Below are 19,467 nucleotides of genomic sequence, written 5' to 3'. Positions count from 1 at the left end.
CTCGACGAAGGGTCCCCAGGTCTTCGCCCGGCCGCCTGCAACAACATCTCCTCACGCACGACCGGGCTGTCCCACCGGTCCGGCTCACCCCGTGTCCGGCTTGCGACATACGGCTATCGATCTATCGGGCGGCCCGCTGATGCTGAGGGAACCGCGCCGGCTCGTGGCGCTCTTTTCCAGGAGGAATATCAATGGCGAATCCGACCATCAAAGCGGGCTCGAAAGGCGACGCCGTCAAGAAGGCGCAGCGAGCCTTGATTTGCCGCTTCTATCTGCCACCGGGCACCGACGACGGCATCTTCGGCCCGGTGACCAAGAACCGGGTGATCCGGTACCAGCTGGACCGCGGCGTCGGCGAGTTCTGGGCGTTCTCGTTCCCGCTGAGCGTCGACGGGACCGTCGGCCCGAAGACGTGGGCGAGGCTGGCACCGGACACGGTCAAGGAAGGCTCGACCGGGGACGGGGTGAAGCTCCTTCAGGAAATCTTGCAGAGCTTCGACCACGATCCGTTCGACCCCGGAAAGGCGGACGGGGTGTTCGGGTCCAACACGTTGTCGGCTGTGCGGGCGTTCCAGACGGACAATGTCGACTTCGACGGGAATCCGCTGTCGGTTGACGGGGTGGTCGGCGAGAAGACGTGGTGTGCGCTCTGGAGCTGACCCTGCCGCGTTACCACGCCGTGCCGGAGCCGCCGTGCGACCCGGCGCCGAAGGTCGCCGGGTGATGCCGACGACCTTCGGGTGGGCCAAGATACTTAAATGCGTCGCTCCGGGCTCACGTGCGCGGCTCTCGCCGTGACCATTGCTTGCATGTCGTCCTGCAGGGGTGACGCGTCGCCGGGCACTCCACCGCCGGCCTCGCATGCCGGAACAGTGACCGCCTCACCCGGCACCGTCCAGCCGCGCGGCGACGAGACGATCAAGGTTACCTTCGACGTCACGGGCAAGGGCGAGGCGGCGATCGTCTACACGCTGGGCGAGAAATCGGTCAGCCTCGTCGCGCCGATACCCTGGACGCGCACGGTCACGGTGGCGGCTAAGGAATCTGACCTGTATCTCTCGCTGAGCGCCCTGAATATCGACCGGAACAAGACGGTGGGGTGCCAGATCGCGACGTCTCAGCTTGCCATGGACGGGGAGACCGCGACCAAACCCAACACGGTCACCCAGTGTTCGGTCACGGTGCGGGACGGTCGATGAACGGCTCGCGGTCGCGTCAGAGTTGGAGGCCGACCAGTTTGGTCAGGAAGCGGTCGAGCTGGTCGGCCAACGGCGGCCACGGCAGGTCGGGCTCGTTGATGCGCTGAGCCAGCATGCCGTTGACGGCCGTGCGCAGGTCGATCGTCACGGTGAGCGCGTCGTCGTGCGGGGCGGCGCCGGCGTCCATGCAACGTTGGACGGCGGTGCGGGTGCGTTCGACCATGACCTCTTTGAACGGCATGCCCAGGCGGCGGTGGACACCGCTCTCATGCAGCACCTTGTAAAGGCCGGGGTGAGTCTGCGCCCATTCTGCCTGGGCCAGGATGCGGGCCCGCAGTTGCGCGGCGGGGTGGCCGTCGTGGGCGGCCTCGGCGGCATCGCCGACGGCGACGAGTTCCTCGTGGCAGCGCTGCGTCGCGGCCAGCACCAGTGCGTCGCGGTCGGGAAAGTAGAGGTAGACCGAGGTGGCGGCGACGGACACGGCGCGAGCGACAGCGCGCAGCGACAGCGCCTGATCGTCGCCGAGTTCGTCGAGCATGCGCACGCCGGCCGTCAGCATCTCCTCGCGGAGCAGGTCGCCCTTCCCGCGGGTGTTCTGCTTGCGCCGGCCCTTGGTGTCCATCCCGGCAGAATAGCTGGACACCCATTGCGCTACAGCTGTACTTCAATCATGCTGTGGGCGCGGCTCCACATAACTCAGGGGGATCGCCATGCCGTTGACACTCCAAGACGCTCAGACGGTCATCGCCGGCGCACACGAGCGCGCCGCCAAGTTGGCCGCGCCGGTAACGGTCGCGGTGGTCGACGAAGGCGGGCATCTGCAGGCCCTCGGCCGCATGAACGGCGCACCGCCACTCTCCGCACAGATCGCCCAGGTCAAGGCGGCCAGCGTCGCCCTGTTCCGGCGCGACGGCGCCGTGCTGCGCAAGATGCAGGAGACCTCGCCGGACTTCTTCGCCCAACTGGATCATGCCGTGCGGGTGCCCATCCTGGTCGGCGCCGGTGCGGTGCTCATCGTGCGGGGCGACACCGTCCTCGGTGCGCTGGCGGTCAGCGGCGGCACGGTGCCCGGGCAGGACGACGAGTGCGCCGAGGCCGCGCTCGCGGCCCTCGCCGACTAACCGCCGCGCGCCCGTCGGTCAATTCGGCCGGCATGCGACCGACCCCTTGCGACGTACACCAGACCCTCAGTTCTAACGGTTACCAACCTCACCAAGCGTTGACGCGCGAAGATTCGCCGTGCGAGGTTCTAACGGAAGAAACCGTTAGAACGAGAGGGAATCGCCGTGACCCGTTTTGTACCCGTCGAGCCAGCCACCGCCACCGGTAAGGCGGCCGATGTATTGGCAGAGACCAGGAAAGCCCTCGGTGGCACCCCGAACATGACCACGATGATGGCCATCAGCCCCGCGGTGTTGAAGGGTTGGCTGGCGTTGAACGGTGCGCTTGCCCACGGCGTTCTCAACTCGGCCGTACGCGAACAGTTGGCGATCGCGACCTCGGAGTACAACCGGTGCGAGTACTGCCTGTCCGCACACACCTTCCTCGGTGCACGGGTCGGCCGGCTCGACGACGCGGAACTCGAGCTGGCTCGCGATGCCAGGTCGAGCGATCCGCATACCGCGGCGCTGCTGACGCTCTCCGATGCCATCGTGCGCGGCCGTGGCATCGTGGCGGACGCCGTCATTCAGAAGGCCCGCGACGCCGGTGTCACCGATGCGGAGATAGCCGAGGTTGTCGCGCACATCGCACTCAACACCTTCACCAACTACTTCAACCTGGTGACCGGCGTCGAGAACGACTACGCCCCGGTCGTGCCGCACTCGCACGCCGGCTGAGCTTCGTGTTCTCCCGCATGAGGCCCGGCTGGGCCGCGCTGCTGTGCGCCGGTGCCGCGACGCTAGGCGTTTCTACGCTCGGTGTCGCTGCGCCGGCACACGGCGAACCGTCCCCGCGCCAGGTCGAGGAACAGCTCAAGCCCCTGCAAAGCCGAGTCGATGCGGCGCTGTCCGATGTGAATGTGCTGGCCAGCCGCGTGTACATCGAAGGTGGCTCGTCGGGGTTGAGCGGCAAGCTGATCAGCGGCAGCCCGATTGACCTGACGGACAAGCCACCAAGCCCGTTTCCCGTGGCGAGTTGAGGCTGGGCGACCTCGTCTTCTGGTTTACCGATCTGCACCACATGGGAATCTACGTCGGCGACGACACCATCGTGAACGCCACCCACACCGGTGACTATGTACGCATGGACGGAATCGACGACATAGGACCGGTAGCCGGGTTCCGAAGGCCCGGTTAACGGCGCCCGCGCTCGGCCGACCGACACGCCGGCGGGGCCGGGGAAGGCTGGCGCGCGGAAGAATTGACCGCATGTCGCTGCCGACCGCGACCATCGTGCAACGGCTGGTCACCGGGAGCGATTGCGGCCACCCCGCGCGAACCGGTCGCTTCACGCCCCGGCGGTGAGTTCAGCCGCCGATGTCGGTGGACGTGGCGAGCGCGAGCAGGGTGAGCCGGTCGGCTGTCGGCGTTGCGGGCAGCGGCGAGAAGAGGGCCAGGAGTTGCGACCGGTTCTCGTCGATGAGGAACTGGCAGTCGAACTGGAGCAGTCCGACCTCGGGATGCAGGATCCGTTTCTCGCGCCGGCGCAGTACGGCGACGTCATGCAGGTTCCAGAGTGCGGTGAATTCCGGGCTGTCGGCCAGCAGATGTGCGACCAGCGACCGGGCGGGATCGTCGTCGCGGCGGGTGACCGCGGCGCGCAGGTCCGCGACGAGCGCGCGGGACTCCGCAGCATGGTCCTCGGCGGGGTACCCGTTGCGCGCGGCAGGATCGCAGAACCATTGGTAGATGAAGCTTGTCTTTGATGCGGGGCCGAAGACGGCGTGAGCCAGCTTGTTCTGCGCGAGTGTCGCGCCGAGGTCCGTCATGACCCGGGCCGGGATGTCGGCGAGCGCGTCGAGGGCCCTGAGCAATGCCGGCGCGACATGCTGATCGTCTCGATGGCGGTCGGGGACGGGGTGCCCGGTGAGGCGATAGAGGTGGTCCCGTTCGTCCTGGCTCAGCCGTAACGCCCGGACCAGCGAACTCACCACGACCTCGGAAGGCACCGCGGTGGCGCGTTGCTGCTCGAGCCGGGTGTAGTAGTCGGTCGAGACGCCGGCCAGGGCGGCGACCTCTTCGCGGCGTAGTCCCGGGGTCCTCCGGCGGCCGCTCGCGGACAGGCCCACCTCGTGGGGGCTCAGCGCGACCCGGCGCGCCTTCAAGAACTCGGCCAGCAGGTGAGCGTTCACCCTTCCATGTTCGCGCCCACAGAATCGCTAGGCAGAGTGAAACTCACTCTGTTTACCCTGCCGGGTTCGCCGCACGCTGGGTTCCGACCGATCCAACCGATCATGGGGGTATCACCATGGCCACCTGGTTTCTCACCGGAGCATCCCGAGGGCTCGGCGCCTACTGGGCCAAAGCCATTCTCGAGCGCGGCGACAATCTGGCGGCAGCGGCTCGCCACACTGAAACGCTCAAACCGCTGATCGACCGTTACGGCGACCGGGTGCTCGGGCTGGAGTTAGACGTCACCGACCGCGCCGCGGTCGACGCCGCCGTCCAGGAGACCGAGCAGCGGTTCGGCGGCATCGACCTGTTGGTCAACAGCGCCGGGCACATGCTCATCGGTGCCGTGGAAGAAGCCACCCCGGAACAGGCCCGCGCGCAGATGGATGTCAACTACTTCGGCTCCCTGTGGACGACCCAGGCCGTCCTGCCCGGAATGCGCGAACGCCGCAACGGCCGCATCATGCAGGTTTCCTCGCTCGGAGGCCTGATCGCCTACCCGACGATGGGCATCTACCAGGCGTCGAAATGGGCACTCGAAGCGATGAGTCAGTCGCTGGCCGCTGAGGTCGCCGCCTATGACATCCACGTCACCCTGATCGAACCGATCGCCTTCCCGACCGGCCTGTTCGAGGCATCACCGCAAGTCACGCCGATGCCCGAATACACGCACGCGCGCGAAGCCCTCCGGACCAACTCGGCCAGCGCCGGGTTCACGCCGGGAGACCCCGCCGCCACCGCCGAAGCGCTCCTCGCACTCGCCGACGCTCCGAATCCGCCGCTGCGGGTGTTGTTCGGCATCAAGGGACTCGAGGAGATGCGAGTCGAGTATGCCGGCCGCCTCGCCGGGCTTGAGGAGTGGGACCACATCTCACGACTCGCCCAGGGTAGCCCCGCAGGAAAGTGATTCCATCCTGCTTTACGAACGAGCAATTAATGGGTGTCCGCCTCTCTCCCCTCGAAGCCCCTGGGCGGACCGATACGTGGCTTGGCGCTGGGCCGCCAGGGCGGCGCCAAGCCACGTTCTCGTCGTTGAGACATACGACGCGCGGTCGGTGCTACTCGGAGGGCTCAGGTGCGGCGCCGCATCTGGCGGTACACATCGACGGGACAACCGTATTGCCAGGCCGCCGCGGCCACCGGATCGTTGATGGTGTCGGGCACCGTCTCGGCGTACCGGAGTGGTTTGCCTGATCGGTTGGGGCTGCCGTTGGTCATGACGAGGACCCGCACGTTTGCCAGCCGCCCGGACGGGTCTTCGTAGAGCGCCAGCTCATGCGGCGGGTTACCGGGATCGGGTGCGGTCGCGACCAGCTCCCAGCCCGCCCCTTCGATGTAGGACGACCAGCCGATCAGCTCGATCGCGGCGCGGCGCACCTCGGTGTTCGGATGCCGGTGCAAGGCCTCGGCGTCCCACCCGGCCTCGACGAACTCGGCGGGCACCCCGACGCCGTGCACCGCGTACACACGGTAACCGTCGGGCCACGAGATGGCCGGGCCGTCGGTGCGGTGCGGGCGCCGGAAGCCGTCGATGAGGTGTTCGTCATGTTCTTCCGTGGGGGTGTGGCTGAAGACGACGAAGCGGCGGTGCGGCCACCACCAGCCGAGGTGCGGCGCGGCGGTCAAGGTGCCGGAAAGCACGCGATGACCGGTCTGAGTGTCGAAGTGGGCGACCGGATATCGCCGGACCACCGGCCGCCCCGTCGAGACGGCCCATGCGACGGCCAGTTCAACCGGCCTGTCGGGATCGTTCCACAGCTGCCCGGGCAGCGTCACGGGAGCAAGATCGATCGTTGCGGCGAGGCTGTTGCGGATCCGGAGGTGGGTGTCGTCGGTGTAGCGCAACGGTGCGGGTGGGCCGGTGCGCATCCGGACCACGAAGCCGACCACGACGGCCACCGCGAATACCGGCAGTACGGTGGCCGTCAGCAGCGTCGATATCCATGACTCGGGTGGCGCGCCGGAAGCGGCTCCGAGCGTGCTCACGGCCACACCCGCCCAGCCGCCGATGACGATCGGCAGGTAGGGGCCGAAGACCGCGAAGAGGGCCCCGTACAGCGTTCCGGTCAGGACCCAGCTGACGGGGACGGCGGCGATCGTGCGGGTCATCACGACCAACAAGGCCGTGAGCGTCAGCACCACCGCGGTGATCGCACCGATCCACGCACCGCGGGCGTGCGCCAGCGGAAACCACTCATCGTCGTCCGGGGAGACGGCGGACGGGAGAATGGCGAGCAGCCAGTAAACCGCGCCGGCGAGGGACAGGCCGAACGTGATCCCGAAGGACAGTACGCCGAGGGTTCCCGACGAGACCGCCCGAGCGAGCAGCACGACCCATGCCCGGCTCCGGGTGCCGATCGAGGTGTGGCGCCGGGCGAGTTCGGCGGCGAGCCGTTCTCCGGCCAGTGGCGACGACGCCCAGGCCACGATCTCCGGGGCGCGCAGCCCCGCGTTTTCGTAGCAACGCCGGACGCCGTTCGTCAGAGCCGCACGTTCGGCATCGGTCCATAGCTCCGGCCCCATGAATCCATGGTCGCAGATCGATGCGTCGAGGGAGGTTCGCACCGCGGCGTACCGTCACGATGCGATCGTCCGGTGGTGATCTTCCACACCTGTGCCGCCGCTCGGGACCTCTGCGCGGTGGGTGGTGGGAACCTCGACCGCGTGCAACTGAGATCTCGACGGATCCCGCTGCCGGCCGAGGTGTTCTTGTCCGTTCTGACGGGGGCCGTGGCGTTCGCGGCCGCGAGCGGTGTCTGTGTCGCCGCGCGCCGCGCTCACGTGCCCGACCTCGTGCTCGGGCTCGCCCTGCTGGCGCTCGTGCTCGGGGTCGCTCGCACGGCCGGGATCCTCTACGCGCTGCCCGTCGGCGTCGTGGTCATCGAGGCGTACGACTGGTATTTCCTGCCGCCGTTGCGCGGGGAGTTCGACACCTCCACCTTCACCGTGCTCGGCCTTCTGCTCGCGATGGCGGTCAGTGTCGGGGTGATCGCCACGACGGTAGCGCGCAACGTGGTGGCGTCCGAGCGTGCCCGCGGTGATCTGGCCGACGAGCAGGCCGCGCTGCGACGCGTCGCCACGCTGGTGGCCGGCGGGGCCGCACCCGCCGAGGTGTTCGCGGCGATCGCCGACGAGCTCGCACGGCTGCTCGGCGCCGACTCCAGCTTCGTGGCCCGGCTGGACGACCCGGACGCCGAGCCGCCCCGCGGTCCGGACCCGTGGGTGACGATCGTCGGCTCCTACGGGCGGGTAACCATGACGACGCCGATCGGCACGCGGGTCACGCTGATCCCCGGCATGATGATGCGCTCGGCGGTCGACACCGGCCGGGCGGCGTCGCTGTCCGGCGAGGGCCTGAACATCGGGCCGTTCGGCGGCATCACCGTGCGGCTGGGCCTGAACACCGGGATCGCCACGCCGATCAAGGTGGGCTCCCGGACATGGGGGGTGTCGGTCGTCGCCACCTTCGGTGACTTCCAGCCCGGCGTCGAGTCCCGCATCGCCGACTTCTTCGAGCTCGCCGCCATCGCGATCGCGAACACCGAGACCGACGAGCAACTGCGCCGGCTCGCCGACATGCAGGCGTCGCTGCGGCGCCTCGCGTTGCTCATCGCCCGCGGCGAGGCCCCGGAGCAGGTGTTCGCCGCGGTCATCAAGGAGGTGCTGCGTCATTTCGGCGAGGGCGGCAGCGCCCGATTGCTGCGCTTCGAGTTGAACGGCACGATCACGCTGCTGGCCAGCCAGGGCGAGAACGGGCCGACGGCCGAGATCGGCGGGATCTGGGACAGCCGGCCGGCCGAGGGGGTGGTCGAGCAGGTGTTGCGGACCGGACGGCCGGCCCGCGTCGACGACTACGGCGCCCTGCCCGGCAACCTGGTGCAGACGGTCGGGCTGGCAGCCGGGGTCGGGGTGCCGATCCACGTCAGCGGACGGCTGTGGGGCGTGATCGTGATCGGCACCGGACCCGGGTTCGGGGCGTTGCCGCCCGACGTCGAGGTGCGGATGACCGAGTTCACCGACCTGGTGGCGACCGCGGTGGCGGACGCACAGAGCCGGGCCGAGCTGACCAAGTCGCGGGCCCGGATCGTGGCCGCGTCCGACGAGGCACGCCGCCGGATCGAGCGGGACCTGCACGACGGCATCCAGCAGAGCCTGGTCGCGCTGGCGCTGCGGCTGCGGACGGCACCGGCGCAGAGGGACGGCGAGGTGGCGGGCGTCGCCCAGGACCTCATGACGGTCATCGACGAGCTGCGCGAGATGTCCCGGGGCATCCACCCGGCGGTGCTGTCCGACTCCGGTCTGCGGCCCGCGTTGCGCGCGCTCGGGCGGCGCTCGACCGCGCCGGTGAAGGTGGACGTGCGGTTCGACGGGCGGCTGCCGCAGGCGGTCGAGGTCGGCGCCTACTTCGTGGTCTCGGAGATGCTCAACAACGCGGTCAAGCACGCCGGCGCCTCGAGCGTCGACGTCGAGGCCGAGGTGACCGACGGCGTGCTGTGGCTGCAGGTCCGCGACGACGGGATGGGCGGCGCCGACCCGGAACGCGGCACCGGGCTGCTCGGCCTGACCGACCGGATCCAGGCGCTGGGCGGCACCTTCAACGTGCACAGCCCGGCCGGCGGTGGGACCACGGTCACTTGCAAGATCCCGATACGAACTTGAGGCGTACGGTCGTACGCTGTTCGCTGTCATGGTGAGCGAGCGCACAGTGGAGGTCCGATGAGCACGTTGCAGGCCCTGGTGTCCGGAATCGGCAGCGGCTCGATCGAGGTTGTCGACCTCACCGCGCCGCTGTCCAGCACGACGCCGATCCTCAAGCTGCCCTCGCCGTTCGCCGACACCGTGCCGTTCAGCCTCGAAGAGATCAGCCGGTACGACGACCGCGGGCCGGCCTGGTATTGGAACAACATCCACACCGGCGAGCACACCGGCACCCACCTGGACGCGCCGGTGCACTGGGTGACGGCGAAGGACGGCGCCGACGTGTCGCAGATCCCGGCGCGGCAGCTCATCGCGCCGGCCGCGGTCATCGACGTCTCGGATCGCGTCGCCGACAACCCCGACTTCCTCCTCGAGGTCGACGACCTCAAGGAGTGGGAGGCCAAATACGGTGCGTTGCCGGACGGCGGGTGGTTGCTCGTGCGTACCGGATGGGACGCCAGGTCGCAGAGCCAGGAGGCGTTCCTGAACGCCGACGAGACCGGCCCGCACACGCCCGGCATCTCGGTCGCGGCCGCGCGCTGGCTCGCCGAGGAGGCCCCGATCATCGGCGTCGGCGTGGAGACCGTCGGCACCGACGCGGGCACCGCGCACTCGTTCGACCCGCCGTTCCCGTGCCACTCCTTCGTGCTGGGAGCCGGCAAGTACGGCCTCACCCAGTTACAGAACCTGCGCCGCCTGCCCGCCACCGGCGCGGTCGTGGTCGCCGGTCCGCTGCCCATCGTCGGCGGCTCGGGCAGCCCCACCCGCGTACTGGCGCTGGTCGAACGATGACCGGGTCGGTTGCCGAGGCGGTCGGTGCGACGCTGGCCGCGCTCGGCGCCGAGCACGTGTTCGGGGTGGTCGGCAGCGGCAATTTCCACGTCACCAACGCGCTCGTCAAGCACGGCGTCAAGTTTGTCGCCTGCCGGCACGAGGGCGGGGCGGCGACGGCCGCCGACGCGTACGCGAGAATCAGTGGGCGTCCCGGGATCGTCACCGTGCATCAAGGGCCGGGCCTGACGAATGCGATGACCGGCATCACCGAGGCGGCCAAGAGCCGTACGCCGATGCTGGTGCTCGCCGCGGAAGCCACCGCGCCGCGCTCGAACTTCCGGATCGACCAGGGGGCTCTCGCGCACGCTGTCGGCGCTTCCAGCGTGCGCGTGCACGAGGCGGCGGACGTGGCGCGGGCGTGGCATCTTGCGGTCAGCGAACGGCGCACCGTGCTGGTCAATCTGCCGCTCGACATCCAGGCGATGCCGGCCGGGGAAATGGTGACACCGTCGTTCCCGCCGGTGCCGCGGTCCGTCTCCGAGTCGTCCATAGTGGAGCTGAACGCGGTGCTGGACCAGGCGGAGCGGCCGGTGTTCATCGCCGGCCGGGGCGCTCTCGGCGCCCGGGCCGAATTGTCGGCGCTGGCCGAGCGATGCGGGGCGCTGCTCGCGACCTCGGCGGCGGCCAAAGGGCTGTTCACGGGGGATCCGTGGAACCTCGACGTGTCCGGCGGCTTCGCCACACCGCTCGCGGCCTCGCTCATCCGGGCGGCCGACGTCGTGGTGGCCTGGGGTGCGTCGCTGAACATGTGGACCACCCGGCACGGTGGGCTCGTCGACCGGTCGGCCACGGTCGTGCAGGTCGACCTCGATCCGTCCGCGTTCGGCGCCCACCACCGGGTCGACCTGAGCATCGCCGGCGACGTCGCGGAAACGGCGGCCGCGGTCACAGTTGCCGAAAAACAAGGCTATAGAAGCGATCCCGTACGCCTCGAGCTCTCCACCTCCGGCCGCTGGCGCGACGTGGCGTACGAGGACGAGGGGGACGGCTCGCACATCGACGCGCGCACCGCGACGATCGCGGTGGACGACATCCTTCCGTCCGAGCGGGTCGTCGCGGTCGACTCCGGGAATTTCATGGGCTACCCGTCGATGTTCCTGTCGGTGCCGGACCATCGCGGGTTCTCGTTCACCCAGGCGTTCCAGTCGATCGGGCTGGGCTTGGCGAGCGCGATCGGTGCCGCCTTCGCGATGCCGGACCGGCTGCCGGTGGCGGCCTGCGGCGACGGTGGCTTCCTGATGGGGATTTCCGAGCTGGACACCGTGCGCCGGTTGGGCCTCGGCATGCTGATCCTGGTCTACAACGACGACGCGTACGGGGCCGAGGTGCACCACTTCGGGCCCGGCGGACATCCGTTGTCCACTGTGGTTTTCCCGTCGACGGACATCGCGGCGATCGCCCGGGGCCACGGCTGTGCGGCCGCGACCGTGCGCCGTCGAGAGGATTTGGCATCGGTGGAGCAGTGGGTGGCCGGGCCGCGCGACGTGCCGATGGTCGTCGACCTCAAGGTGGCCGGGCAGCGTCCGTCGTGGTGGCTGGAGGAGGCGTTCCGCGGGCACTAACCCGGCCGGTGGGCGTAAAGCCAGTCCAGGGCATCCGGGGGAGACGCGGCCATGGCGCGGTCGCGGCGACGCTGGTCTTCGCCGTCCGGGAAGTGGAACGTGCGGAGGGCGGCGCGGGTGGCTTCGGCGATGCGGGCCAGCCGCGGGCGGCGCAGCTCCTCGTAGCGGGCGAACGGGTCCGGAGCGGTCAGGCACCGGGCCAGGGTGGCGGCGTCCTCGATGGCCTGGGCGGCGCCCTGGGCGAGGAACGGCAGCATCGGGTGGGCGGCGTCGCCGATCAGCACGGCCCGGTGGTGCTGCCAGTGCTGCAACGGCGGACGGTCGTAGAGGGCACGTCGGTGCAGCCGGCCGGCCAGGCCCAGCAGACCACGGACGGCCGGATGCCAGCCGAGGAAGTTCGTCAGCGAGTCGCGCGGCGGGTTCTGGGCGGTCGGTGTCGCTTGCGGCTCGACCACCACGAGGGTCAGGCGGCGGCCGCCGTCGATCGGGTAGGCCAGGCAGTGCCGCTTCGGGCCCAGCCAGGTCAGGACGCGGTCGGGGGCGGCCAGCGGGCGGGCGGCGTCCATCGGCATGACGGTGTGGGAGGCCACGAAACCGCTGTAGCGGGGTAGTTCGCGGGAGAAGACGCCGCGGACCGCCGAGTGCAGGCCGTCGGCGCCCACCACGGCGTCGGCGCGGGTTATCGTGCCGTCGTCGAACCCGAGAACGACGCCGGCCGGGTCGTTGCGGATGGCCACGCAACGGCGGCCGAAGCGTACCGGGGAAGCGCTTTTCAAAGCCGCGATCAGAGCGCCCCGGCGGACCGTGTAATACGGCGCGGCGTACCGGGAAAGGTCGGTGCGGGCCAGCGTGGAGTTGTCGCGCCAGCGGCGGATCTCGCGGCCGTGGGGACGCACCGCGTCGTCTTCGAACGCCACGCCCAGCGCGTGCAACTCGGCGGCGGCGTTAGGGGAGATCTCGATGCCGGTGGCGTCGTCGGGCAGGGTCGCGTGGCGCTCGAAGACGACACACTCGACGTTCTGGCGGGCGAGCGCGATCGCCGCGGTGAGGCCGCCGATGCCGGCACCCACGATGGCTATCCGCTTCATCGCCTCATCCGATCAGGTGGTCCACCAGGGGAAAATCGTCGTACACCTGGTCGTAGTCGCCGAAGTGGCCGTCGTCGCGGACTATTTGTGTGCCGCCGAGACGGTCGAACATGGCGCGGCCCTGGTGTTCGTCGCAGCCGTACGGGTCGTGGCGCGAATTGATGAAGGTGATGTCGCGTACGTGGGATTTGATGGCCGCCCAGTCGTAGCTTTGCTTCAGGACGGGTTCGTCGTTCGTGTTCGGGCGGGTGCAATAGCCGGCGACGAGGATCGCCTGGTCGACCGTGACGTGCTCGAGGAGGGCCAGGATCAGGGCGGCGCCGCCGGAATGACCAACCAGGACGGTGCTCTCGTCGAACGTGTGCCCGGCCAGCACCTTGGGCGCGAAGGAGGCGATCGGCTCGGCGTTGAGGCCGGGGTAGTGTGGCAGCTCCACCACCAGCCCGCGGGCCGCGAGGCGCTCGGCGAGCCAGGGGTACCACGCCACGTCGGGGCTGGCGTTGGTCCCGTGAAAGATGATCGCCCGTCGATGCATGCCTCGAACGTTACGTCGTCGGGCCGCGGTATTCAGCCCCGTTTTCGTCCGGTGCCGTAGCGCCCGCCGCCTGTAGGATGTGACATATTACTGAGGGAGGGTGGCGCGTGAAGCTTCCGGTCATCGGGCCGCTGCATGCGGGGGGAAACTTTCGCCAGCTCGTCGAAGAGGCGGTGTCGACGGCCATCGTCACCGGGGAGATCCCACCCGGGACCATGCTGACCGCGCCGTCGCTGGCCGTGTCGTTCGACGTGTCGGTCACGCCGGTCCGCGAGGCGCTGCTCAACCTCGAGCGGCGCGGGCTTGTCTCGATCGCGCGCAACAAAGGGTTCCGGGTCACCCACGTGAACCGGCGCGACCTGGAGGAGATCGTGCAGATCCGGCAATGGCTGGAGGCGCCGCCGATGCGCCAGCTCGCCGGCCGGATCGACGAGCCGGAGCTGGCCGCGCTGCGGCTCGAGGCGGACGCGATCGTGACCGGCGCCGCCGCGTCCGACCTGCGCACCTACCTGATCGCGGACACCGACTTCCACCTGCATCTGCTGAGCTTGACCGGCAACGACCGGCTGGTCACGCTGGTCGGGGACCTGCGTCAGCAGAGCCGGTTGGTCGGGCTCGCCGGGATGCTCGGCACGCCCGAGCTGGCCCGGTCGTCGGCCGAGCACCACACGCTGCTGGACCTGCTCGCCGACAACAAACCGGCGGCCGCCGAGGAACTGATGGTGCATCACATCGCACATGTCACCGGCTGGTGGAGCGGCCGGCCCGAGAAGAGCGAGCGCTGATGGCGGGACATGGGGATCCCGGATCGCCGGGGTCTTTGATCTCGTCGCCGCCTGCGGGCGATCTTGAGGTGGTGGTCGTCGGGGCCGGGATCGTGGGTGCGGCGGTGGCGCGGGAGCTGGTCAAGGCCGGTGCGAAGGTCACGGTGCTGGACCGCTCGGCGTCGGCCGGTGGGACGTCGGCGGCAGGCGAGGGCAATCTGCTGGTGTCGGACAAAGGGCCGGGCGCGGAGTTGGTGCTGGCGCAGCGCTCGCTGTCGCTCTGGCGGGATCTGCCGGATGAGCTGGGGCCATCGTTTCCGGGCATCGAGTTCGAGGCCAAGGGCGGTCTCGTGGTCGCCACGACCGACGAGGGCGCGGAAGCGTTGCGGGTCTTCGCGGCCGGGCAGCGCGCGGCCGGGGTCGAGGCGGTGCCGGTCGATGCGGGGACGGCAGCGAGCCTTGAACCGGATCTGACCCGCGCGATTACCGCAGCGATATATTACCCGCAGGATTCCCAGGTGCAGCCCGCGATCGCGACCGAGGCGTTGCTCGCGTCGGCGCGGCGTGGGGGAGCGAGGGTGTATCAGGGCGTCGAGGTGCTTGGTCCGCTTTATGGCCGGGATCGGTCGTCGCGGGGGCGTCCACGTGCGGGCGATGAAGCGCTGCGTAGCGTCGGTGGGACGAGCGGCGCCGACGGGCTCAGCCGAGCCAGTCGACTGGCTGGTGGCGCCGGGCTCGGCGGGGGTGGCTTGCTGGTTGGTCCTGGTGGGCCGGCTGGCGGCAACCGACTGGGCGGCGGCTTGCTGGATGGTGCTGACGGGCCGGTTGGCGGTGCTGGGCTGGGCGGCGATGCTGGGCTGGCGGGCGGTGCTGGGCTGGGCGGCGGTGCTGGGCTGGGCGGCGGTGCCGGGCTGGCGGGCGGTGCCGGGCTGGGCGGCGGTGATCGGCTGGTTGGTGTGCGGACGACGGCCGGCGACTTCGCGGCGGACCATGTCGTCGTGGCTGCCGGGCCCTGGTCGGCGGAGGTGGCGCGGCGTCTCGGGGTGCTTCTGCCGGTGCGGCCGCGGCGTGGGACGTTGCTGGTCACCACGCCTATGCCGGGCCGGATTCGGCACAAGGTCTACGACGCGGACTACGTCGGTGCCGTCGGCTCGGACGACGCCGCGCTGCAGACGTCCAGCGTGATCGAGTCGACGGCGGGCGGGACCGTTCTCATCGGATCGTCGCGGGAGCGGCGCGGGTTTGACGAGCGGATCGAGGCGCGTGTGCTGGCCGCGATCGCGGCCAAGGCCGCCGCGCTGTTCCCGTTCCTGGCGGATGTCGCGGTGATGCGGGCGTACGGCGGGTTCCGCCCCTTCGTGCCCGATCATCTGCCGGTGATCGGCCCGGACCCGCGGCTGCCCGGCCTGTGGCATGCGACCGGCCACGAGGGCGCGGGGATCGTGCTGTCGATGGCGACCGCGGAGCTGATCGTCGATCTCCTGTACGGGCGGACCACGCATGTGCCGGCCACACCGTTCGCCGTTGATCGGCCGAGTCTTCGCCCTTTCATCGTCAGCGATGTGTGACATACTACTGGCGTGAGGGCGACCGGACCGCACCGCTTGGCACCGTCCGATGACCCAGTCGAGCCCGGCGCGACCACGGCGATCACCGTCCACGTTGACGGGCTCCCGGTTTCCGGCTTGGCCGGCCAGACCATCGCCGGCGTTCTGTTGAGCACGGGCCGGGCCAGCTGGCGCACGACCCGGCGCGGCCGTCCCCGCGGAGTCTTCTGTGGAATAGGCGTCTGCTACGACTGCCTGCTGACCGTCAACGGCTTGAGCGATGTCCGGGCATGCCAGCGGCGCGCCGCAGACGGCGACGTCATCACGACAAAGGACGAAATTTCCAGCATGACCCGGCCGGCCTGCCTGCCGGCCGGGACGCCCTCGCCACGGACCAGCGCGCCTGACGGCGGGGGCGGCGCATGAAATATATGACACGTGACGTGCTTGTGGTGGGGGCTGGACCGGCGGGGCTTGCGGCGGCGCTGGCCGCGCGGCGGGGCGGGGCCTCGGTCACGCTGCTGGACGCGGCCGATGATGTCGGTGGGCAATACTGGCGGCACCTTCCGCCTCAGCGGCCGGCGGGGCGGGAAGCCAAGCTGCACCACGGCTGGCGGCGGTTTGCGGCGCTCCGCCGGCGGCTTGACGCCGACCCGGGCTGTGAGGTGCTGGTCAACGCGCAGGTCTGGCTGGTCGAGCGGCGCGATGACGGGGCGCCGGACGTGCACGTTCTCGTCGGGGCCGCGGACGGGGGCGGGCGACGGCAACTGACCTTCCGGGCGTGGGCGCTGGTGCTCGCCACCGGGGCCTCCGAGCGCACGCTTCCCTTCCCGGGGTGGGAACTGCCGGGTGTCTTCACCGCCGGTGCGGCTCAAGCGCTCGCGAAAGCGGAACGGATCGCCGTCGGTGGTGACGTGCTCGTGGCGGGAGCGGGGCCGTTCCTGCTGCCCGTCGCCACCAGCCTGGTGCGGACCGGGGCGCGGGTTCGGGGCGTACTGGAGGCGAACGGCTGGGGACGCCTCGGCCGTGCCTGGACCGCCAAGCCCGCCGAACTCGCCGCGTCGTGGCGTAAAGGGGCGGAACTCGCCGGGTATGTGAAGGATCTGGCCCGCTACCGCGTGCCCTACCGCACCGCCACCGCCGTCATCGCGGCGCACGGCACCGACCGCGTCGAAGCCGTCACCGTCGCTCGATTAGATCCACAATGGGCGCCCATTTCCGGGACAGAGAAACAGATCGAGGTCGACGCCGTCTGTGTCAGTCACGGCTTCATCCCGCGTACGGAGCTCGCCGTCGCCGCCGGATGCCGCCTGCGGAGCGACGGCACCGTCGCCATCGACGCGAACGGCCGCACCAGCGTCGACGGCGTCTTCGCGGCCGGTGAGATCACCGGCATCGGCGGTGCCGGCCTCGCCCTGACCGAGGGCGCGATCGCCGGAACAGCCGCCGCCGGGCGCCCTGCCGAAGGCGCCGCGAGCGCTCGAACCGCCGCCCCGGCGATCACCGGCGTAGGGATCACCGCGAGCGCTGGAAACACCGGCGCGCCGCAAGGCCGCGGCAACGGCCGCGAAGGCCCGGCACCCACCGGCGAACAAACCAGCCCCTTCCCCCGGCGCCTCGAGAACGCGCACGGCATCCGCCCCGGCTGGACCTCCTGGCTCACCCCGGACACCGTCGTCTGCCGCTGCGAAGAAGTCACCCTCGGCGACCTGACCCGGGCCGCCCGCGAGACCGAGTCCCGTGGACTGCGGTCCCTCAAGCTCAGCACGCGGGCCGGCCTCGGCGTCTGCCAAGGCCGCGTCTGTGGGCGCACCGTCGAAGAGCTCCTCACCCAGGCCACCGGTGGCCTGCTCGACCCCGGACGCACCCAGACACGGCCCATCGCGGCCCTGGTGCGCCTCGGCGAGCTGGCCGCACAACACGAAGCCACACCACACGAAGCCACACCACACGAAGAAGGGTCGCCATGAGCCGGAACACCCAAGACCTGCGCGGCGTCATCGTGGCCGCCGCCCTCCCTTATCGCGAGGACCGCAACGCCCCGGCGGGACTCGCTGTCGACTACGACCGGTACGCCGAGCACTGCGACTGGCTGATCCGCAACGGCTGCCGCGGCGTGGGACCCAACGGATCGCTCGGTGAGTATTCGTCGCTGACCGACGAGGAGCGCCGCCGCGTCGTGCAGGTCGCCGTGGAGGCGGTCGACGGGCGTGGGGTCGTCGTCGCGGGGGTGCACGGTCCGGGCTGGCATCAGGCGCGGCACTGGGCCGACCTGGCCGCCGAGGACGGGGCCGACGGCGTGCTCGCGCTGCCGCCCACCATGTACCGGGCCAGCGACCGCGAGGTCGTCGAGCATTACCGGCGGATCGCCGGGGCCGGGCTGCCGATGATGATTTACAACAACCCGTACGACACGAAGGTGGATCTAGTCCCCTCGCTGGTGGCCGAGATCGCCCAGATCGACAACGTGGTCGCCGTCAAGGAGTTCAGCGGCGACGTGCGCCGGCTGTTCGAGATCCGCGAGCGGTGTGACATCGACGTGGTGGCCGGCGCCGACGACGTCCTGTTCGAGCTGATGATCGACGGCGCGGTCGGCTGGTTCGCCGGCTTCCCGAACGCGTTCCCGGCCGAGTCGGTCCGCCTCTACGAGCTCATGCACGAGGGTGACTACAACACCGCCCGCGAGCTGTACCAGAATCTCGTGCCGGTGTTCCGCTGGGATTCGCGGACCGAGTTCGTGCAGGCCATCAAGCTCAGCATGGACATGGTGGGGCGGTACGGCGGACCCTGCCGGCCGCCGCGCGGACCGCTCAGCGCCGAGAACGAACGGCGGGTGCGGGCCGAGACGCAACGGGCGATCGACGCCCTCGAGAAGTACGAGACCGCGGCGGCCTGACCATGCGCGCATCCCGGCTCTACTCCGCGGTGGACTCGCACACCGAAGGCATGCCCACCCGCGTCATCACCGGCGGCATCGGGACGATCCCCGGCAGCACGATGAACGAGAAGCGCCTGTACTTCATGGAGCATCTCGACGGCGTACGGGAACTGCTGATGAACGAGCCCCGCGGCCATGCGGCGATGAGCGGCGCGATCCTGCAGCCGGCCACCCGCCCGGACGCGGATTTCGGCGTCGTCTACATCGAAGTGTCCGGCCTGTTACCGATGTGCGGCCACGGCACCATCGGGGTCGCCACGGTGCTGGTCGAAACTGGCATGGTCGTGGTGACCGAGCCGGTGACCACGATCCGGCTGGACACCCCGGCCGGCCTGGTGGTGGCGACCGTTCAGGTCAGCGACGGGCACGCGGACGCGGTGACGCTGGAGAACGTGCCGGCCTACTGCGACCGGCTGGACCACGAGATCGACGTGCCGGGCCTGGGGACGGTGCCGTACAGCCTCGCGTTCGGCGGCAACTTCTACGCCATGGTCGACCTGGACGCGGTGCGGCTGCCGTTCGACCGGGCGCGCCAGCGCGACATCGTCGACGCTGGTCTGGCCATCATGCGGGCCATCAACGACCAGGACCCGCCCAAGCATCCGGAGATCGACGGCGTGGACCACTGCCATCACGTCGAGTTCATCGCGCCGGGCTCGACGGCCCGCCATTCCCGGCACGCGATGGCCATTCATCCCGGCTGGTTCGACCGGTCGCCTTGCGGCACCGGCACGTCCGCGCGGATGGCCGAGCTCTGGGCGCGCGGCGCGCTCGCGATCGGCGACGAATTCGTCAACGAGTCGTTCATCGGCAGCCGCTTCACCGGGCGGCTGCTGGGCGAGACCACCGTTGCCGGGCTGCCCGCGGTCGTGCCCGCCATCACCGGCCGCGCCTGGGTCACCGGCCTCGGCCAGTACATGCTGGACCCCACCGACCCGTACCCGACCGGTTTCCAGTTCTGAGGATTCTC

General features: G+C 70.1%; 21 protein-coding genes. 16 read left to right on the top strand and 5 right to left on the bottom strand.

Going from position 1 to position 19,467, the window contains the following annotated elements; genetic code table 11:
• Positions 1-191: 191 nt before the first annotated feature.
• Both HH310_RS14765 and HH310_RS14760 read left to right on the top strand, forming a co-directional pair.
• Entirely contained in the window at positions 192-659 is a 468-nt protein-coding gene (locus HH310_RS14765; protein ID WP_169176077.1) for a peptidoglycan-binding protein, read from the top strand.
• Between the two features lie 213 nt (positions 660-872).
• The gene (locus HH310_RS14760; protein ID WP_169176076.1) at positions 873-1,199 is read left to right on the top strand and encodes a hypothetical protein; all 327 of its coding nucleotides are present in this window, start codon (positions 873-875) and stop codon (positions 1,197-1,199) included.
• A 16-nt stretch (positions 1,200-1,215) separates the two neighbouring features.
• Here HH310_RS14760 and HH310_RS14755 read toward each other — a convergent pair whose 3' ends face one another.
• Positions 1,216-1,821, bottom strand: coding sequence for a TetR/AcrR family transcriptional regulator (locus HH310_RS14755; RefSeq protein WP_169176075.1), 606 nt, complete (start codon positions 1,819-1,821; stop codon positions 1,216-1,218).
• A gap of 88 nt (positions 1,822-1,909) precedes the next feature.
• Between HH310_RS14755 and HH310_RS14750 the strand changes: the two genes are divergently transcribed.
• The 4 genes from HH310_RS14750 to HH310_RS14735 all read left to right on the top strand — a co-directional run bounded on the left by HH310_RS14750 (position 1,910) and on the right by HH310_RS14735 (position 3,497).
• Positions 1,910-2,320, top strand: a complete 411-nt coding sequence (locus HH310_RS14750) for a heme-binding protein (RefSeq protein ID WP_169176074.1) — start codon at positions 1,910-1,912, stop codon at positions 2,318-2,320.
• Positions 2,321-2,485: 165 nt separating this feature from the next.
• Positions 2,486-3,037, top strand: a complete 552-nt coding sequence (locus HH310_RS14745; RefSeq protein ID WP_211192135.1) for a carboxymuconolactone decarboxylase family protein — start codon at positions 2,486-2,488, stop codon at positions 3,035-3,037.
• Positions 3,038-3,042: 5 nt separating this feature from the next.
• Positions 3,043-3,339 carry a hypothetical protein gene (locus HH310_RS14740; RefSeq protein ID WP_169176073.1) on the top strand — a complete coding sequence of 99 codons (297 nt, stop codon included), beginning with the start codon at positions 3,043-3,045 and terminating at the stop codon, positions 3,337-3,339.
• Entirely contained in the window at positions 3,336-3,497 is a 162-nt protein-coding gene (locus HH310_RS14735; RefSeq protein WP_169176072.1) for an NlpC/P60 family protein, read from the top strand. Before HH310_RS14740 ends, HH310_RS14735 begins: the two co-directional genes overlap by 4 nt.
• Positions 3,498-3,666: 169 nt before the next feature.
• Here the strand turns inward: HH310_RS14735 and HH310_RS14730 are convergent, their stop codons facing one another.
• On the bottom strand, positions 3,667-4,491 hold the full coding sequence (locus HH310_RS14730) for a helix-turn-helix domain-containing protein (protein WP_169176071.1): 825 nt from the start codon (positions 4,489-4,491) through the stop codon (positions 3,667-3,669).
• Between the two features lie 116 nt (positions 4,492-4,607).
• On the opposite strand from HH310_RS14730, the gene HH310_RS14725 reads away from it, so the two are divergent.
• On the top strand, positions 4,608-5,438 hold the full coding sequence (locus HH310_RS14725; protein ID WP_211192134.1) for an SDR family NAD(P)-dependent oxidoreductase: 831 nt from the start codon (positions 4,608-4,610) through the stop codon (positions 5,436-5,438).
• 164 nt (positions 5,439-5,602) lie between these two features.
• Here HH310_RS14725 and HH310_RS14720 read toward each other — a convergent pair whose 3' ends face one another.
• Positions 5,603-7,054 carry a DUF6745 domain-containing protein gene (locus HH310_RS14720; protein WP_169176070.1) on the bottom strand — a complete coding sequence of 484 codons (1,452 nt, stop codon included), beginning with the start codon at positions 7,052-7,054 and terminating at the stop codon, positions 5,603-5,605.
• Positions 7,055-7,195: 141 nt separating this feature from the next.
• Here HH310_RS14720 and HH310_RS14715 point away from each other — a divergent pair, with 141 nt between their 5' ends.
• Genes HH310_RS14715 through HH310_RS14705 form a run of 3 tightly spaced genes read left to right on the top strand, consistent with a single transcriptional unit; the run spans position 7,196 to position 11,625 of the window.
• Positions 7,196-9,190 (top strand): GAF domain-containing protein, encoded by a 1,995-nt coding sequence (locus HH310_RS14715; protein ID WP_312034073.1) that lies wholly within the window; start codon positions 7,196-7,198, stop codon positions 9,188-9,190.
• 57 nt (positions 9,191-9,247) lie between these two features.
• Complete coding sequence (locus tag HH310_RS14710) at positions 9,248-10,021, top strand: cyclase family protein (protein ID WP_169176068.1); 774 nt, start codon at positions 9,248-9,250, stop codon at positions 10,019-10,021.
• On the top strand, positions 10,018-11,625 hold the full coding sequence (locus tag HH310_RS14705) for a thiamine pyrophosphate-binding protein (protein ID WP_169176067.1): 1,608 nt from the start codon (positions 10,018-10,020) through the stop codon (positions 11,623-11,625). The genes HH310_RS14710 and HH310_RS14705 overlap by 4 nt, the downstream gene beginning before the upstream one ends.
• Here the strand turns inward: HH310_RS14705 and HH310_RS14700 are convergent.
• Entirely contained in the window at positions 11,622-12,713 is a 1,092-nt protein-coding gene (locus HH310_RS14700; protein WP_169176066.1) for an FAD-dependent monooxygenase, read from the bottom strand. The two genes, HH310_RS14705 and HH310_RS14700, sit on opposite strands and share 4 nt — an antisense overlap.
• Positions 12,714-12,717: 4 nt before the next feature.
• Positions 12,718-13,248, bottom strand: coding sequence for an alpha/beta hydrolase (locus HH310_RS14695; protein WP_169176065.1), 531 nt, complete (start codon positions 13,246-13,248; stop codon positions 12,718-12,720).
• Positions 13,249-13,355: 107 nt separating this feature from the next.
• Between HH310_RS14695 and HH310_RS14690 the strand changes: the two genes are divergently transcribed.
• The 6 genes from HH310_RS14690 to HH310_RS14660 are packed head-to-tail and all read left to right on the top strand — an operon-like array spanning position 13,356 to position 19,459.
• Positions 13,356-14,033: a GntR family transcriptional regulator gene (locus HH310_RS14690; protein ID WP_312034072.1), complete on the top strand. Its 678-nt coding sequence runs from the start codon at positions 13,356-13,358 to the stop codon at positions 14,031-14,033.
• Positions 14,033-15,580, top strand: a complete 1,548-nt coding sequence (locus HH310_RS43830) for an FAD-binding oxidoreductase (RefSeq protein WP_248293999.1) — start codon at positions 14,033-14,035, stop codon at positions 15,578-15,580. The genes HH310_RS14690 and HH310_RS43830 overlap by 1 nt, the downstream gene beginning before the upstream one ends.
• 12 nt (positions 15,581-15,592) lie before the next feature.
• A complete protein-coding gene (locus HH310_RS14675; protein ID WP_312034071.1) occupies positions 15,593-15,985 on the top strand; it encodes a 2Fe-2S iron-sulfur cluster-binding protein in 393 nt (130 codons plus the stop codon).
• A 5-nt stretch (positions 15,986-15,990) separates the two neighbouring features.
• Entirely contained in the window at positions 15,991-17,529 is a 1,539-nt protein-coding gene (locus HH310_RS14670; RefSeq protein ID WP_169176064.1) for an NAD(P)/FAD-dependent oxidoreductase, read from the top strand.
• A complete protein-coding gene (locus HH310_RS14665; RefSeq protein WP_169176063.1) occupies positions 17,526-18,455 on the top strand; it encodes a dihydrodipicolinate synthase family protein in 930 nt (309 codons plus the stop codon). The genes HH310_RS14670 and HH310_RS14665 overlap by 4 nt, the downstream gene beginning before the upstream one ends.
• Before the next feature lie 2 nt (positions 18,456-18,457).
• A complete protein-coding gene (locus HH310_RS14660; protein ID WP_169176062.1) occupies positions 18,458-19,459 on the top strand; it encodes a proline racemase family protein in 1,002 nt (333 codons plus the stop codon).
• Positions 19,460-19,467 lie beyond the last annotated feature (8 nt).

It is taken from the genome of Actinoplanes sp. TBRC 11911 (assembly GCF_012933445.1).
Classification (GTDB): domain Bacteria; phylum Actinomycetota; class Actinomycetes; order Mycobacteriales; family Micromonosporaceae; genus Actinoplanes.
The sequence above is the reverse complement of the archived record's forward strand: the minus strand, read 5'-3'. Positions and strand labels throughout refer to the sequence as shown.

Excerpts from the sequence above, each read along its gene's own strand:
- HH310_RS14670 (WP_169176064.1), top strand. The coding sequence starts at position 15,991 with ATGACACGTGACGTGCTTGTGGTGGGGGCTGGACCGGCGGGGCTTGCG.
- HH310_RS43830 (WP_248293999.1), top strand. The coding sequence starts at position 14,033 with ATGGCGGGACATGGGGATCCCGGATCGCCGGGGTCTTTGATCTCGTCG.
- HH310_RS14700 (WP_169176066.1), bottom strand. The coding sequence starts at position 12,713 with ATGAAGCGGATAGCCATCGTGGGTGCCGGCATCGGCGGCCTCACCGCG.
- HH310_RS14695 (WP_169176065.1), bottom strand. The coding sequence starts at position 13,248 with ATGCATCGACGGGCGATCATCTTTCACGGGACCAACGCCAGCCCCGAC.
- HH310_RS14725 (WP_211192134.1), top strand. The coding sequence starts at position 4,608 with ATGGCCACCTGGTTTCTCACCGGAGCATCCCGAGGGCTCGGCGCCTAC.
- HH310_RS14665 (WP_169176063.1), top strand. The coding sequence starts at position 17,526 with ATGAGCCGGAACACCCAAGACCTGCGCGGCGTCATCGTGGCCGCCGCC.
- HH310_RS14750 (WP_169176074.1), top strand. The coding sequence starts at position 1,910 with ATGCCGTTGACACTCCAAGACGCTCAGACGGTCATCGCCGGCGCACAC.
- HH310_RS14660 (WP_169176062.1), top strand. The coding sequence starts at position 18,458 with ATGCGCGCATCCCGGCTCTACTCCGCGGTGGACTCGCACACCGAAGGC.
- HH310_RS14710 (WP_169176068.1), top strand. The coding sequence starts at position 9,248 with ATGAGCACGTTGCAGGCCCTGGTGTCCGGAATCGGCAGCGGCTCGATC.
- HH310_RS14755 (WP_169176075.1), bottom strand. The coding sequence starts at position 1,821 with ATGGACACCAAGGGCCGGCGCAAGCAGAACACCCGCGGGAAGGGCGAC.
- HH310_RS14720 (WP_169176070.1), bottom strand. The coding sequence starts at position 7,054 with ATGGGGCCGGAGCTATGGACCGATGCCGAACGTGCGGCTCTGACGAAC.
- HH310_RS14765 (WP_169176077.1), top strand. The coding sequence starts at position 192 with ATGGCGAATCCGACCATCAAAGCGGGCTCGAAAGGCGACGCCGTCAAG.
- HH310_RS14705 (WP_169176067.1), top strand. The coding sequence starts at position 10,018 with ATGACCGGGTCGGTTGCCGAGGCGGTCGGTGCGACGCTGGCCGCGCTC.